Annotated in this window: 14 protein-coding genes; 10 read left to right on the top strand and 4 right to left on the bottom strand. The window is 70.7% G+C overall.

What is annotated here, in order from left to right; all coding sequences use genetic code 11:
- Positions 1–72: 72 nt before the first annotated feature.
- The gene (locus AC069R_RS16410; RefSeq protein WP_478767476.1) at positions 73–579 is read right to left on the bottom strand and encodes a DUF3093 domain-containing protein; all 507 of its coding nucleotides are present in this window, start codon (positions 577–579) and stop codon (positions 73–75) included.
- 58 nt (positions 580–637) lie between these two features.
- On the opposite strand from AC069R_RS16410, the gene AC069R_RS16405 reads away from it, so the two are divergent.
- The 7 genes from AC069R_RS16405 to AC069R_RS16375 all read left to right on the top strand — a co-directional run bounded on the left by AC069R_RS16405 (position 638) and on the right by AC069R_RS16375 (position 7,306).
- Entirely contained in the window at positions 638–1,222 is a 585-nt protein-coding gene (locus AC069R_RS16405; RefSeq protein WP_478767475.1) for a PaaI family thioesterase, read from the top strand.
- Positions 1,219–1,779 carry a dUTP diphosphatase gene (gene dut, locus AC069R_RS16400; protein ID WP_478767474.1) on the top strand — a complete coding sequence of 187 codons (561 nt, stop codon included), beginning with the start codon at positions 1,219–1,221 and terminating at the stop codon, positions 1,777–1,779. The genes AC069R_RS16405 and dut overlap by 4 nt, the downstream gene beginning before the upstream one ends.
- A gap of 1 nt (position 1,780) precedes the next feature.
- On the top strand, positions 1,781–2,545 hold the full coding sequence (locus AC069R_RS16395) for a DUF3710 domain-containing protein (protein ID WP_397983593.1): 765 nt from the start codon (positions 1,781–1,783) through the stop codon (positions 2,543–2,545).
- 191 nt (positions 2,546–2,736) lie between these two features.
- Positions 2,737–5,331, top strand: coding sequence for an ATP-binding protein (locus AC069R_RS16390; RefSeq protein WP_478767473.1), 2,595 nt, complete (start codon positions 2,737–2,739; stop codon positions 5,329–5,331).
- On the top strand, positions 5,325–6,038 hold the full coding sequence (locus tag AC069R_RS16385; RefSeq protein WP_478767472.1) for a response regulator: 714 nt from the start codon (positions 5,325–5,327) through the stop codon (positions 6,036–6,038). Before AC069R_RS16390 ends, AC069R_RS16385 begins: the two co-directional genes overlap by 7 nt.
- Positions 6,039–6,106: 68 nt before the next feature.
- Positions 6,107–6,505: an OB-fold nucleic acid binding domain-containing protein gene (locus AC069R_RS16380; protein WP_478767471.1), complete on the top strand. Its 399-nt coding sequence runs from the start codon at positions 6,107–6,109 to the stop codon at positions 6,503–6,505.
- 3 nt (positions 6,506–6,508) lie between these two features.
- Entirely contained in the window at positions 6,509–7,306 is a 798-nt protein-coding gene (locus AC069R_RS16375; RefSeq protein ID WP_478767470.1) for a DUF3159 domain-containing protein, read from the top strand.
- A 172-nt stretch (positions 7,307–7,478) separates the two neighbouring features.
- Here AC069R_RS16375 and AC069R_RS16370 read toward each other — a convergent pair whose 3' ends face one another.
- Together AC069R_RS16370 and AC069R_RS16365 are read right to left on the bottom strand one after the other, a co-directional pair.
- On the bottom strand, positions 7,479–8,171 hold the full coding sequence (locus AC069R_RS16370; RefSeq protein WP_478767469.1) for a potassium channel family protein: 693 nt from the start codon (positions 8,169–8,171) through the stop codon (positions 7,479–7,481).
- Positions 8,171–8,842, bottom strand: coding sequence for a potassium channel family protein (locus AC069R_RS16365; protein WP_478767468.1), 672 nt, complete (start codon positions 8,840–8,842; stop codon positions 8,171–8,173). The genes AC069R_RS16370 and AC069R_RS16365 overlap by 1 nt, the downstream gene beginning before the upstream one ends.
- A 421-nt stretch (positions 8,843–9,263) precedes the next feature.
- Here AC069R_RS16365 and AC069R_RS16360 point away from each other — a divergent pair, with 421 nt between their 5' ends.
- From AC069R_RS16360 to AC069R_RS16350, 3 genes are all read left to right on the top strand, one after another.
- Positions 9,264–11,411 (top strand): APC family permease, encoded by a 2,148-nt coding sequence (locus AC069R_RS16360; protein WP_478767467.1) that lies wholly within the window; start codon positions 9,264–9,266, stop codon positions 11,409–11,411.
- Positions 11,412–11,608: 197 nt separating this feature from the next.
- Positions 11,609–12,937: a class I SAM-dependent RNA methyltransferase gene (locus AC069R_RS16355; protein WP_478767466.1), complete on the top strand. Its 1,329-nt coding sequence runs from the start codon at positions 11,609–11,611 to the stop codon at positions 12,935–12,937.
- A gap of 447 nt (positions 12,938–13,384) precedes the next feature.
- Positions 13,385–14,272: a transporter gene (locus AC069R_RS16350; protein ID WP_478767465.1), complete on the top strand. Its 888-nt coding sequence runs from the start codon at positions 13,385–13,387 to the stop codon at positions 14,270–14,272.
- A gap of 257 nt (positions 14,273–14,529) precedes the next feature.
- Here AC069R_RS16350 and AC069R_RS16345 read toward each other — a convergent pair whose 3' ends face one another.
- Positions 14,530–14,787, bottom strand: a complete 258-nt coding sequence (locus AC069R_RS16345) for a DUF6087 family protein (RefSeq protein WP_478767464.1) — start codon at positions 14,785–14,787, stop codon at positions 14,530–14,532.
- Between the last annotated feature and the right edge of the window lie 2 nt (positions 14,788–14,789).

Below are 14,789 nucleotides of genomic sequence, written 5' to 3'. Positions count from 1 at the left end.
CCTCCTGAGCCCCTGCCGGGCCCTTTCCGGCCCGCCCTGAGCCCTTCCGGCGGATTCGCCGGGGGCCGGGTCCTAGCTGTCCGCCGGCCTGGGCGCGTCGCTCTCCGCCGGCTGGGACGCGTTCGCCTTCTTCGCCGCCTCGATCGCCGCCGCCAGCCGCTCCGGCTCACGCGTCGACAGATACAGGTAGGGCGTGGGGTCCTCCGGGTCCGTGACGATCACCCGCAGCGCCCTAGGGATGTACGCGCGCAGCAGCAGGAACGCGCGGACATCGGCCTTGTAGGTGCGCCAGGCGCGGGTCTCCTCCGGATCCAGCACCTCCGTCTCGCCCAGCGCCGACACCGGGATCCTCGCCTCGCCCGCGATCAGCGAGTCGCCCACCACACGGATGCGCGGGGAGCCGTACGAACTGGCGACCACAGCGGCCGCGGCCGTACCGCCGACCAGGCCGCCCAGGATCGGCAGGGTGCCGAACGGGAACAGGATCAGGGCGAAGGAGACGCCGACCAGAAAGCTGATCAGCCACCACGAGCGCGGGGCGGTGAGGCGTTCTTCGTACGGGGTGGCGGAGTGCTGCATGAAACCAAGCTTGGCACGGGATCCTGTGGCGCCCGACGCGCGGGTAAGGTCTGCGCTCGTGAGTGGTAGTTCCATGAGTCTTCAGCCCCCGGCCGACGCGGTGAAACCGGTACGGCACCCCGACGCGCCCGCGCCCGGGGAACTTCTCGGCGCCCACTACGAGCACTGTTTCGGCTGCGGTCCGGGGCAGCCGCACGGGCTGCACCTGGAGGCGCGGGCCGGCGAGGGCGTCACCCTGACCGCCGAGTTCACCGTCCAGGCCGCCCACCAGGGCGCTCCCGGCCTCGCCCACGGCGGCGTGCTGGCCACCGCCTTGGACGAGACCCTGGGCTCGCTGAACTGGCTGCTGCGCACCATCGCCGTGACCGGCCGCCTGGAGACGGACTTCGTACGGCCCGTTCCGGTCGGCAGCACGCTCCACCTGTCGGCCGAGGTCACCGCCGTCGCCGGGCGCAAGATCTACTCCAGCGCGGTCGGCCGCCTCGACGGCCCCGACGGACCGGTCGCCGTCCGCGCCGACGCCCTCTTCGTCGAGGTGAAGGTCGACCACTTCATCGACCACGGGCGCCCGGAGGAGATCCAGGCCGCGATGAGCGACCCCGACCAGGTCCGCCGGGCCCGCGCCTTCGAGGTGAACCCGTGAGCGCCGCCGGCCGCCCCCCGCTGGACGTGCTGATCCGGCGCGTGGACCCGGACGTCCCGCTTCCGTCGTACGAGCACCCCGGCGACGCCGGCGCCGACCTGCGCACCACCGAGACGTGCGAACTGGCCCCCGGCGAGCGGGCCGTGCTGCCCACGGGAGTGTCGATCGCCCTCCCCGAGGGGTACGCGGCCTTCGTGCACCCCCGTTCCGGTCTCGCCGCCCGCTGCGGTGTCGCCCTGGTGAATGCCCCGGGGACGGTTGATGCCGGGTACCGTGGGGAGATCAAGGTGATCGTGGTGAATCTCGACCCGCGCGACAGCGTGCGGTTCGAGCGCTTCGACCGGATTGCCCAACTGGTCGTCCAGCAGGTCGAGAGGGTCCGCTTCCAGGAGGTCGCGGAACTTCCCGGCTCGGCGCGGGCCGAAGGGGGCTTCGGGTCCACCGGTGGCCATGCCGCGGTGGGCGACGAGAGCGGCACAAGCGGTCGGTCCGCCGAGGGCGGCCCGACGGGTGGGAATCGATACGCTTCGGTCGTATCCGACCGGGAAGGACAGTGACGTGTTCGGACGTCGCAACAAGAAGGGTGCCGCCGAGGACGCGGCCGGCGAGGCCGAGCAGGTCGTCGACAGCGTCGACACCGAGGCGGACGAGGAAGCGGAGGCCGAGCGCGAGCGCGTCCGGCTGGAGCCCGAGCCCCGGCCCGACGGGCCGTGGGACAGCACCGAGGTGCGCGACCCGGCCGAGGGCCGCGTGGACCTCGGCGGACTGTTCGTGCCGGGCGTGGACGGCATGGAGCTGCGGGTCGAGGTCGCGGGTGACGCGATCGTCGCCGCGACCGTCGTCCTGAACGACAGCGCCATCCAGCTCCAGGCCTTCGCCGCGCCCAAGCGCGAGGGCATCTGGGGCGAGGTACGCGAGGAGATCGCGTCCGGGATCACCCAGCAGGGCGGCATCGTCGACGAGGTCGAGGGCCCGCTCGGCTGGGAGCTGCGGGCCCAGGTGCCGGTGCAGCTGCCGGACGGCACCAGCGGCTTCCAGGTGGTGCGGTTCGTCGGTGTGGACGGCCCCCGCTGGTTCCTGCGCGGTGTGATCTCCGGGCAGGGCGCGGTGCAGCCACAGGCCGCTGGGCTGCTGGAGCAGATCTTCCGGGACACGGTCGTGGTCCGCGGCGAGGGCCCGATGGCGCCCCGCGACCCGATCGTCCTCAAGCTCCCGAACGACGCCCAGATGGTTCCCGAGGGCGTCCAGCAGGAAGAGGGCTCGCGGTTCTCCGGGGGCATGGGACAGCTTCAGCGGGGACCGGAGATCACGGAAGTCCGCTGACGATTTCGTACAGACGGGTCGCGCCTTCGCGGGGTGCGGCCCGTTTGCGCGCCGGCGCGCGCCGGGGGAGCCCCGACCCATCAGGGTTCCGTCAAAGTGCTCTCATACGCCTGTCCCCGTCCCGTTTGTCCCCATCGTTGGCCGTAAGGTCGACGCTGCGTAGGCAGGGATGAGCGGAAGACAATGGAGCCATGGCACGCGGGAAGCTGCGGATCTATCTCGGGGCGGCGCCGGGGGTCGGAAAGACGTACGCGATGCTCGCCGAGGCGCACCGGCGCGTCGAGCGCGGCGCGGACTGCGTCGTGGCGTTCGTGGAGCACCACGGCCGGCCGCGCACCGAGGTGATGCTGCACGGCCTCGAACAGGTGCCCCGCAAGGAGCTGGAGTACCGCGGGGGCGTCTTCGGGGAGATGGACGTCGACGCCGTGCTGCGCAGGGCGCCCGCCATCGCCCTGGTGGACGAACTCGCGCACACCAACATCCCCGGCTCGCGCAACGCCAAGCGCTGGCAGGACGTCGGGGAACTGCTCGCCGCCGGGATCGACGTCATCTCGACCGTCAATATCCAGCACCTGGAATCACTCGGCGACGTGGTCGAGTCCATCACCGGGGTGCGCCAGCGCGAGACCGTGCCCGACGAGGTGGTACGGCGCGCCGACCAGATCGAGCTGGTCGACATGTCCCCGGAGGCGCTGCGCCGCCGGATGGCGCACGGCAACATCTACCAGCCCGACAAGGTCGACGCGGCCCTCTCCAACTACTTCCGCCCCGGCAACCTCACCGCCCTGCGCGAGCTGGCGCTGCTCTGGGTCGCCGACCGGGTGGACGAGTACCTGAACCAGTACCGCAGCGAGCACCGGGTCTCGAAGATCTGGGGTTCGCGGGAGCGGATCGTGGTCGGGCTCACCGGCGGCCCCGAGGGCCGTACGCTCATCCGCCGGGCCGCCCGGCTCGCCGAGAAGGGCGCGGGCGGCGAGGTGCTCGCCGTCTACATCGCCCGCAGCGACGGACTGACCGCCGCCTCCCCGAAGGAACTCGCCGTCCAGCGCACCCTCGTGGAGGACCTCGGCGGCACCTTCCACCACGTGGTCGGCGACGACATCCCGGCCGCGCTCCTGGACTTCGCGCGCGGCGTCAACGCCACCCAGATCGTGCTCGGCTCCTCGCGCCGCAAGGCCTGGCAGTACGTCTTCGGACCCGGCGTCGGCGCCACCGTCGCCCGCGAGTCCGGCCCCGACCTCGACGTCCACATCGTCACCCACGAGGAGGTCGCCAAGGGCCGCGGACTGCCCGTGGCCCGCGGCGCCCGGCTCGGCCGGACCCGGATCCTCTCGGGCTGGGCCATGGGGCTGGCCGGCCCGGTCGTGCTCGCGCTGCTGCTGAACACCGTCGACATCGGCCTCGCCAACGACATGCTGCTGTTCCTGGCCGTCACGGTCGCGGCGGCCCTGCTCGGCGGCCTGCTGCCCGCCCTCGCCTCGGTGGCGTTCGGCTCTTTGCTGCTGAACTACTTCTACACACCGCCGCTGCACCGCTGGACCATCGCCGACCCGAAGAACATCGTCGCCATAGTGATCTTCTTCGGCGTCGCCGTGTCGGTCGCCTCCGTGGTGGACCTCGCCGCCCGTCGCACCCACCAGGCGGCCCGGCTGCGCGCCGAGTCCGAGATCCTGTCCTTCCTGGCCGGCAACGTGCTGCGCGGCGAGACCAGCCTGGAGGAACTGCTGGAGCGTTTGCGTGAGACCTTCGCCATGGAGTCCGCGGCCCTGCTGGAGCGGCAGAGCGACGTCGAACCGTGGACCTGCGCGGGCCGGGCCGGCTTCGGGCCCGTCCTGGAGCGCCCCGAGGACGCCGACGTCGACATGCCCGTCGGCGACCACATGGCGCTCGCCCTGACCGGCCGGGTACTGCCCGCCGAGGACCGCAGGGTGCTCGCCGCCTTCGGCGCCCAGGCCGCCGTCGTCCTCGACCGCAGGCGCCTCCAGGAGGAGGCCGAGCGAGCCCGGACCCTCGCCGAGGGCAACCGCATCCGCACCGCCCTGCTGGCCGCCGTCAGCCACGATCTGCGCACCCCGCTGGCCGGGATCAAGGCCGCCGTCTCCTCGCTGCGCTCCGCCGACGTCGACTGGTCCGAGGAGGACCGCGCCGAACTGCTGGAGGGCATCGAGGAGGGCGCCGACCGGCTCGACCACCTCGTCGGCAACCTCCTGGACATGTCCCGCCTCCAGACCGGCACCGTCACCCCGCTGATCCGCGAGATCGACGTGGACGAGGTCGTGCCGATGGCCCTGGGCGGTGTGCCGGAGGACAGCGTCGACCTGGACGTGCCCGAGACCCTGCCGATGATCCTGGCCGACCCCGGCCTGCTGGAGCGCTCGGTGGCCAACCTGGTGGAGAACGCCGTCAAGTACAGCCCGCGCGGCCGGCGCGTCCTGGTCTCCGCCAGCGCCCTCGCCGACCGGGTGGAGGTCCGCGTGGTGGACCGCGGCCCCGGTGTGCCGGACGTGGCCAAGGACCGGATCTTCGAACCCTTCCAGCGCTACGGCGACGCACCGCGCGGCGCGGGCGTCGGGCTCGGCCTCGCGGTCGCCCGCGGCTTCACCGAGGCCATGGGCGGCACCCTGACCGCGGAGGACACGCCCGGCGGCGGCCTCACCATGGTGCTGAGCCTGCGCAGCGTCCACGGGCGGCAGCCGGCGACACAGCCCACCGAAACGGCGTCCACCCCCGACCCGGCCCACGGCGGGCCGGCCAGCGCGGAACCAGAAAGGCAGACCCTATGCTGAGCCCGAGCGGGGACCGCACCCCCACGCGGGTCCTCGTGGTCGACGACGAGCCGCAGATCGTGCGCGCCCTCGTGATCAACCTCAAGGCACGCAAGTACGACGTCGACGCGGCCGCCGACGGCAGGACCGCCCTCGACCTCGCCGCCTCCCGCCACCCCGACGTGGTCGTCCTCGACCTGGGCCTGCCCGACATGGACGGCGTCGAGGTGATCAGGGGCCTGCGCGGCTGGACCCGGGTGCCGATCCTGGTGCTGTCCGCGCGCCACTCCTCCGACGAGAAGGTCGAGGCCCTGGACGCGGGCGCCGACGACTACGTCACCAAGCCCTTCGGCATGGACGAACTGCTGGCCCGGCTGCGCGCCGCCGTACGCCGCGCCGAGCCGGTCGGTGCCGGCGAAGACGACGTGACCACCGTGGAGACCGAGGGGTTTGCCGTCGATCTGGCCGCCAAGAAGGTCAACCGCGGCGGGCACGACGTCCGGCTCACCCCCACGGAGTGGCACCTCCTGGAGGTGCTGGTCCGCAACACCGGCCGCCTGGTCAGCCAGAAGCAGCTCCTCCAGGAGGTGTGGGGGCCGTCGTACGGAACCGAGACGAACTACCTGCGCGTCTACATGGCGCAGTTGCGCCGCAAGCTGGAGGCCGACCCCTCGCACCCGAAGCACTTCATCACCGAGCCCGGAATGGGGTACCGGTTCGAGAAGTGACAAGGCCCGTACGGGGGAAGTGTGAGCGGGGATACGGCGCTGTCGGTGGGCCCCGGTACGCTTCAGATATGAGTGCTGTTCCTCGTTCCGAAAAGCCGGCCGGCCGGTTCCGGCGCATACTCGACCGGCTCTCCACCTCCCAGGAGGACCTGGAGTCCGAGGAGCTGCGCGAGGACGCCGAGACGGCGGGTTGTACGAAGATCGGCGACTGCCAGGACCGGCAGATCGTCACCGTAACTGGTACCTTGCGCACGGTCACCCTGCGTCCGCGTGCCGGAGTCCCGGCCCTGGAAGCCGAGCTGTTCGACGGCTCCGCGGCGCTGGACGTGGTGTGGCTCGGCAGGCGTTCCATCGTGGGCATAGAACCGGGGCGCAAGCTGATCGCATCGGGCCGGATCTCGCTGAGCCGGGGCCGCCGGGTGCTTTTCAACCCGAAGTACGAACTGCGACCCCTCGGACGGGAGTAGCCGGTGACGTCCCTCGACAAGCCGACCGAAGACACCGACCAGACCCCACCCGGCGCGTCCGGCGACGGCGACGCCCGTGCGGTGACGGAGGCGGCGCTGTTCGAGGCGTTCGGCGGCGTCCGCGGCATGGTCGAGACGGTCGTGCCGGGCCTGCTGTTCGTCGCGATCTTCACGATCGACAAGAACCTGCACCTCTCGGCGATCGCCGCGCTGGCCGTCTCCCTGGTGCTGGTCGTGGTCCGGCTCGCCATGAAGGACACCGTCAAGCACGCCTTCAGCGGCGTGTTCGGCGTGATCTTCGGCGTGGTGTTCGCCATGTTCACCGGCAACGCCAAGGACTTCTACCTGCCCGGCATGCTTTACACACTGGGCCTGGCGCTCGCCTACATCGTCACCACCCTGCTCGGGGTCCCGCTGATCGGCGTCGTGCTGGGTCCGGTCTTCAAGGAGAACCTCTCCTGGCGCACCCGCAATCCGGGCCGCAAGAAGGCGTACGCGAAGTCGAGTTGGGCCTGGGGCCTGATCCTGCTCGCCAAGTGCGCGATCCTCTTCCCGCTGTACTGGTGGTCCGACACCACCCGGCTCGGCTGGGTCCTCGTCGCCCTAAAGATCCCGCCCTTCCTGCTGGCCGTCTGGCTCACCTGGGTCTTCCTCGCCAAGGCACCCGCCCCGATCGACGTCTTCGCGGAGATGGAGGCCGAGGAGCAGGCCGAGAAGGCGGAGAAGGAGCGCAAGGCCGCGCTGGCCGCGGAGGGCGGCGAGACCGAGACCATGCCGGGCCGCCATCGCAGGCAGGCGTGAGGGCCGTACCGCAGTGGGTCGCCGCGGCCTGACCGCCGTACCGCAGACCGTCGCCACGGCCTGACCGCCGTACCGTATGCGGTCGCCGGGACGGACCGTGACCGCACCCCACCGTATGCGTCGCTACGACGCGGAAGGGGGGGCTTGGCGGGGAAGGGGGCCTCCCGCGTTTTCAAGGGCGTTGGGAGCGTCCGGATTCTTTCCTCCCTCGCCCCAACAACAGGTTCTCCCGCTTCTCCCCCCGGGCCTGCGCCGCCACGAACAGCAGCTCGTCGCCCGGCTCCAGGGAGTCCTCGCGGGACGGCGTCAGCACGCGGGTGCCCCGGATGATGGTCACCAGCGAGGTGTCCTCGGGCCAGCGCACATCCCCGACCTGGGTGCCGGCCAGGGCCGACTCCTCGGGCAGCGTCAGCTCCACCAGGTTCGCGTCGCCGTGGCTGAAGCGCAGCAGCCGCACCAGGTCGCCGACGCTCACCGCCTCCTCGACCAGGGCGGACATCAGCCGCGGGGTGGAGACGGCCACGTCCACGCCCCACGCCTCGTTGAACAGCCACTCGTTCTTGGGGTTGTTCACCCGTGCGACGACACGCGGAACGCCGTACTCCGTCTTGGCGAGCAGCGACACCACCAGGTTGACCTTGTCGTCACCGGTGGCGGCGATCACCACGTTGCAGCGCTGGAGCGCCGCCTCGTCCAGGGACGTGATCTCACAGGCGTCGGCCAGCAGCCACTCCGCCTGCGGCACCCGCTCCACCGAGATGGCGGTCGGGGCCTTGTCGATGAGCAGGATCTCGTGGCCGTTCTCCAGCAGCTCGCCGGCGATCGAGCGGCCGACGGCGCCGGCTCCGGCAATGGCGACCCTCATCAGTGACCGCCCTCCTCTTCCGGGCCCCCGGCGAACGCCGCCTCGACCGTCTCCACGTCGTCCGTCCGCATCATCACGTGCACGAGGTCGCCCTCCTGGAGCACCGTCTGGGAGCTCGGCAGGATCGCCTCGCCCAGCCGGGTCAGGAACGCCACCCGGACGCCCGTGTCCTCCTGCATCTTGCTGATCTTGTGGCCGACCCACTTCGGGGAGGCGTGCACCTCGGCGAGCTGCACCCCGCCGGTCGGGTCCCGCCACAGCGGCTCGGCCCCGGAGGGCAGCAGCCGGCGCAGCATCTGGTCGGCGGTCCAGCGGACCGTGGCCACGGTCGGGATCCCGAGGCGCTGGTAGACCTCGGCGCGCCGGGGGTCGTAGATACGGGCGGCCACGTTCTCCACGCCGAACATCTCGCGCGCGACCCGCGCGGAGATGATGTTGGAGTTGTCGCCGCTGGAGACGGCGGCGAAGGCGCCCGCCTCCTCGATCCCCGCCTCGCGCAGGGTGTCCTGGTCGAAGCCGACTCCGGTGACCCGGCGGCCCCCGAATCCCGGTCCCAGCCGACGGAAGGCGGTCGGGTCCTGGTCGATCACGGCGACCGTGTGCCCCTGTTGCTCCAGGGTCTGGGCGAGAGCGGAGCCGACTCGCCCGCAGCCCATGATGACGATGTGCACGACCGTCCTTCCGAAGTCAAGAGTCGTTGGCTTGGCCTTAACAGGTTCTCAGACCGTCGCTTAAGCTACACACGCATCACCCTCACCGGGCACCCCCGTGCCCTGGACAGCCCCGCGCACCGGGCTCACACGGGCGTCACACGGGCTTACAGAGGCTCATCCGCTCGTCTTCGAGTGATGCTGCGCACGCTGCACACGGTCAGGATTCCGAGGCAGACCAGGGCGAGCACCGCTCCGATCAGCTCAGGAGTCGGCGGCATGGGGCCTCCAGAGGTCGGCGACAGGCGGGGTTTGCCATCTAGACACGACCCGAGCCCGCGCCACGGAATCCGTACATCACACCGCCGCGGAGTTCACCCATGGGGAAGATATTGCGGACAGGGTGGGCGGCTGCCAGTTCGAAGGCTTACGATCCTCTCTCGTGTCCAAACTGACCGACGTGCCCAAACGGATCCTGATCGGGCGCGCACTGCGCAGTGACCGGCTGGGGGAAACCCTCCTGCCCAAGCGCATCGCACTCCCCGTCTTCGCCTCCGACCCGCTGTCCTCCGTCGCCTACGCGCCGGGGGAGGTTCTGCTGGTCCTGTCCATCGCGGGCGTGTCGGCGTACCACTTCAGCCCCTGGATCGCCGTCGCGGTCGTCGTGCTGATGTTCACCGTGGTCGCCTCCTACCGCCAGAACGTGCACGCCTACCCGAGCGGCGGCGGCGACTACGAGGTGGCGACCACCAACCTCGGCCCCAAGGCCGGCCTCACCGTGGCGAGCGCCCTGCTCGTGGACTACGTGCTGACGGTCGCGGTGTCCATCGCCTCCGGCATCGAGAACCTAGGCTCGGCCATCCCGTTCGTGGTCGAGCACAAGGTGCTCTGCGCGACCGTGGTGATCGTCCTGCTGACGCTGATGAACCTGCGCGGCGTCAAGGAGTCCGGCAAACTCTTCGCGATCCCGACGTACGTGTTCGTCGGCGGCGTCTTCGTCATGATCCTGTGGGGCGCGTTCCGCGGCCTGGTGCTCGGCGACACCATGCGGGCGCCGACCGCCGACTTCCACATCAGGGCCGAGCACCAGGGCCTCGCGGGCTTCGCGCTGGTCTTCCTGCTGCTGCGCGCCTTCTCCTCCGGCTGCGCCGCCCTGACCGGCGTCGAGGCCATCTCCAACGGTGTGCCGGCCTTCCGCAAGCCGAAGTCCAAGAACGCGGCGACCACCCTCGCGGCGATGGGCCTGCTGGCCGTCACCATGTTCTGCGGCATCATCGCGCTGGCCGCGGTGACCAAGGTCCGCATGGCCGAGAACCCGGCCACCGACCTGCTGCACAACGGCCACCCGATCGGCTCCGGCTACGTCCAGAACCCGGTGATCTCCCAGGTCGCCGAAGCGGTCTTCGGCAAGGGCAGCTTCCTGTTCGTGCTCCTGGCGGCCGCCACCGCGCTGGTGCTGTTCCTCGCGGCCAACACCGCGTACAACGGCTTCCCGCTGCTGGGCTCGATCCTCGCCCAGGACCGCTACCTGCCCCGCCAGCTGCACACCCGCGGCGACCGGCTCGCCTTCTCCAACGGCATCGTGCTGCTCGCCGGCGCCGCCGCGCTGCTGACCGTGATCTACGGCGCCGACTCCACGCGCCTGATCCAGCTCTACATCGTCGGCGTGTTCGTGTCCTTCACGCTGAGCCAGACCGGCATGGTGCGGCACTGGAACCGCCACCTCGCGGTCGAGAAGGACCAGGCCAAGCGGCGCCACATGATGCGCTCGCGGGCGATCAACACCTTCGGTGCCTTCCTCACCGGCCTGGTGCTGGTCGTCGTCCTGGTCACCAAGTTCACGCACGGCGCCTGGGTGGCCCTGCTGGGCATGTGCATCTTCTTCGCGACCATGACCGCGATCCGCAAGCACTACGACCGCGTCGCCGAGGAGATCGCCGCGCCGGAGGAGCCGGACGACGACCTGGTCCGCCCCTCCCGTGTGCACTCGGTGGTGCTGATCTCCAAGATCCACCGTCCGACGCTGCGTGCCCTGGCGTACGCCAAGCTGATGCGTTCCGACGGCCTGGAGGCGCTCACGGTCAACGTGGACCCGGCCGAGACCAAGGCGCTGCGCGAGGAGTGGGAGCGGCGCGGCATCGACGTACCGCTGAAGGTCCTCGACTCGCCGTACCGCGAGGTCACCCGGCCGGTGATCGAGTACGTCAAGGGCCTGCGCAAGGAGTCCCCGCGCGACGCGGTCTCGGTGATCATCCCCGAGTACGTGGTCGGCCACTGGTACGAGCACCTGCTGCACAACCAGAGCGCCCTGCGCCTCAAGGGCCGTCTGCTGTTCACGCCCGGTGTGATGGTCACTTCGGTGCCCTACCAGCTGGCCTCCTCCGAGGCGGCCAAGATGCGGGCCCGCAGGCGCCAGGAGTGGAGCGCGCCCGGCGCGGTCCGCCGCGGACCGGCGGCGGTGCGGCCCAAGGAGCCGGTGGAGACAGTGGAGCCGTCGGGGTCGTCGGAGCCGTCCGGTTCCTCGGAATCGGCGGGTTCGGCGGGCACGTCTGGCTCGGCGGGCACGTCGGGCTCGTCGGCGAAGGACTGACGGGGCGCCGGACACCGGGACCGGGGTACAGGGCCGGGGCACCGGCGTACGAGGCCGGGGCGGCGAGGCCGTAGACTGGTGGGCTGTTGTCGGTCCACCGGGCTGCGCTCGACCGCCCCGGACCCGTCTCCGCAGCTCGGCGGCCTTCGCCGCCGTCCCTGTGCCGCCGCGAACCCGATCCTCTGGAGTCACCCACCATGCAGGCAGAACCGACCACGTCTCTGGTGGGCGAGGAGTACGAGGTCGAGATCGGCCCCGTCGCCCATGGCGGCCACTGCATCGCCCGTACCGCCGAGGGCCAGGTGCTGTTCGTCCGGCACGCGCTGCCCGGCGAGCGGGTGGTGGCGAAGGTGACCGAGGGCGAGGAGGGCGCGCGGTTCCTGCGCGCGGACGCCGTACGGATCCTGGAGGCGTCCAAGGACCGCATCGAGGCCCCCTGCCCCTTCGCCGGGCCCGGCCGCTGCGGCGGCTGCGACTGGCAGCACGCCAAGCCGGGCGCCCAGCGCCGGCTCAAGGCGGACGTCCTCGCCGAGCAGCTCAGGCGCCTGGCGGGCCTCACCCCGGAGGAGGCGGGCTGGGACGGCACGGTGGTCCCGGCCGAGGGCGACAAGCTGCCCGCCGGCGAGGTGCCGCAGTGGCGTACGCGGGTGCAGTACGCCGTCGACGCCGAGGGCCACGCGGGCCTGCGCCGGCACCGCTCGCACGAGGTCGAGCGCATCGACCACTGCATGATCGCCGCGCCGGGCGTGTCCGAGCTGGGCATCGAGAAGCACGAGTGGGCCGGCATGGAGTCGGTCGAGGCGATCGCGGCGACGGGCTCCCAGGACCGCCAGGTGATCCTCACCCCGCGTCCGGGCGGCCGCCTGCCCCTGGTCGAGCTGGACAAGCCGGTCTCGGTCATGCGGGTCGACGAGAAGACCGGCGGCGTGCACCGCGTCCACGGCCGCCCCTTCGTCCGCGAGCGCGCGGACGGCCGCACCCACCGCGTCGGCGCCGGCGGCTTCTGGCAGGTCCACCCGAAGGCGGCGGACACCCTCGTCACCGCGGTGATGCAGGGCCTGCTCCCGCGCAAGGGCGAGATGGCCCTCGACCTCTACTGCGGCGTCGGCCTCTTCGCCGGCGCCCTCGCCGACCGCCTCGGCGACAAGGGCGCGGTCCTCGGCATCGAGTCCGGCAAGCGCGCGGTCGAGGACGCGCGCCACAACCTGGCCGACTTCCCCCGCGTCCGCATCGAACAGGGCAAGGTCGAATCCGTCCTCCCGCGCACGGGCATCACCGAGGTCGACCTGATCGTCCTCGACCCCCCACGCGCCGGCGCCGGCCGCGACACGGTCAAACACCTCGCGTCCCTGCGGGCCCGCCGCATCGCCTACGTCGCCTGCGACCCGGCGGCCCTGGCACGCGACCTGGGGTACTTCGGGGAGAACGGGTACCGGGTGCGGACGCTGCGGGCGTTCGACTTGTTTCCGATGACGCATCATGTGGAGTGCGTGGCGATCCTTGAACCTGCTGAAAAGCTCCGCTGACCTGCAGTTTTCTCAGTGTGCATTATGTGCGTTGTGTGCGTTACGGGCGATATCTTGACGCTGATTTGACGCTCGTGACGCTCAAATGACGCTCGTTTTGATGGTTCGTCAGGTGCGTTTGATGAGGCGTCAGATATAGCGACGGCCGCCCGCACTCTCCATTGTTCCTTGGAGGGCGCGGGCGGCTTCGTTGTGCTGGGGGAGGCAGCTCGGCGGAGGTTTGTTCGGTCGCGTCGTCCTGCGGACCGAACCATTTCAGTGTTAGCGATGAGCGCTCGGCCGGGGCTTCGAGGCGGAATGGTAAGTGGCGCGCGTGGGTGCCCTTCTTTGCGGTCGCCAATGGCCGCCGACTGTCTGTCGCAAGCCCTCTCTGGAGCGGGCGAATCTCTCTGCGGAAATAGCTCGGCCCCACCCAGAGTTGGTGATTTCGGAGCTGAGGAGGGGAAGGTGCCGGGCCTGAAGCTGTTCCACACGACGAATGGCGGCGTGACTGAGGTCATGCCGCGTCTTGCTGTGGTCGAGGCGGATGTGCAGGATCTCGTCGAGGCGCACATGGAGGCGATGCTGGGCGTCACGTTCCTCGCGAGCGAGTACGTGATCGACTGCGTCGACGGCGGGCGGATCGATTCGCTGGGGCTGGACGCGAACGGTGCTCCCGTGATCGTGGAGTACAAGCGGGGCACGGATGCCGGTGTCATCAACCAGGGCCTCTTTTATATGGCCTGGCTGATGAGCCACAAGGACGCCTTCCGGAGCCTGGTCCGCGACCGGCTCGGGGCGACGGCCGCGTCCCAGATCCTGTGGAGCGCACCGCGGCTGATCTGCGTGGCCGGCGACTTCACCCGCTACGACGCACACGCCGTACGTGAGCACCGGCGCTCGATCGACCTGGTCCGCTACCGGTACTTCGGCAGCGACCACTTCGGCCTTGAGACCGTGGCTTCGGTTACCGGGCACTTGAGTGACGCCAAGCGGGCACGCCGCCGCGCCCCTGGTCTGCCGGTTCGGCAGCAGGGCGGGGCGACGGGCGAGTTGGCGGCAGCGGTCGTCGAGGTCCTCGTCGGCCTGGACGACGGCGTCACCTGGGTGCAGCGCAAGCAGTACCGCGCCTATCAGCGGCTGCGGAACTTTGCCTGCCTCATCCCGCCCCAGCAGACCAAGGTACTGGTCTACCTGAAAGCGGATCCGACGGCGGTGGACCTGGTGTCCGGCTTCACCCGGGACGTGACCGGGCTCGGCCACCACGGCACGGGAGACCTGGAGGTGCAGCTGCGCACCGAGCGGGACCTGGAGCGCGCCCAGGACCTGTTCCGGCTGAGCTACGCCGCGGCATGACGAAGCAGGGACCGGCCTCGCGTTGACGCGTGGAGGTGACGTTAGGGGTCGTCGTGGTGCTGCCTTTCGACGGGCGGTCAAGAAGTGGCGGTGGAGCTACAAGTATTCGGTGGATCCCCGGTTTCGGTAACCGGGGATCCGCCGCTATATTGCCGCCGTCCTTCCGCGTGGCCCTGAACGGACTGCTACGTCTCTCGGTCCTCTGCTGAGGTCGGCTTCCGGTGTCGGCCCCGGCCTTTTCCCAGCGCGGGGCGATCTCATTCGGTGGCTTTCTGTTCGGCCGGCTGTGGTGGGTACAGCACGGTCTTGGCCTCGGCGAGATTGCTGGCCAGGGCGACCGTCTCCCACTCGGTTCCGTTCCATTCTTGGATCACGCGGGGTGCGTCGGGGTCGACGTGTTGCCCGCGGTGCGGACCTTCGGTCAAAGGCACCGCGCGGCGCTTGCCCTTCGAGGCGTGTCGACGTTCCTCGCGGCGGCGTGCCCAGTCCTCCAGCGGCTCGTGTTCGTCGTGCATTT

It is taken from the genome of Streptomyces sp. NPDC043952 (genome assembly GCF_056435325.1).
Note: the sequence above shows the minus strand (reverse complement) of the source record. Positions and strands in the feature narration are given on the sequence as shown.

Coding starts and splice junctions, on each gene's coding strand:
- AC069R_RS16410 (WP_478767476.1), bottom strand. CDS start 579: ATGCAGCACTCCGCCACCCCGTACGAAGAACGCCTCACCGCCCCGCGC.
- AC069R_RS16390 (WP_478767473.1), top strand. CDS start 2,737: ATGGCACGCGGGAAGCTGCGGATCTATCTCGGGGCGGCGCCGGGGGTC.
- AC069R_RS16385 (WP_478767472.1), top strand. CDS start 5,325: ATGCTGAGCCCGAGCGGGGACCGCACCCCCACGCGGGTCCTCGTGGTC.
- AC069R_RS16380 (WP_478767471.1), top strand. CDS start 6,107: ATGAGTGCTGTTCCTCGTTCCGAAAAGCCGGCCGGCCGGTTCCGGCGC.
- AC069R_RS16370 (WP_478767469.1), bottom strand. CDS start 8,171: ATGAGGGTCGCCATTGCCGGAGCCGGCGCCGTCGGCCGCTCGATCGCC.
- AC069R_RS16355 (WP_478767466.1), top strand. CDS start 11,609: ATGCAGGCAGAACCGACCACGTCTCTGGTGGGCGAGGAGTACGAGGTC.
- AC069R_RS16345 (WP_478767464.1), bottom strand. CDS start 14,787: ATGCACGACGAACACGAGCCGCTGGAGGACTGGGCACGCCGCCGCGAG.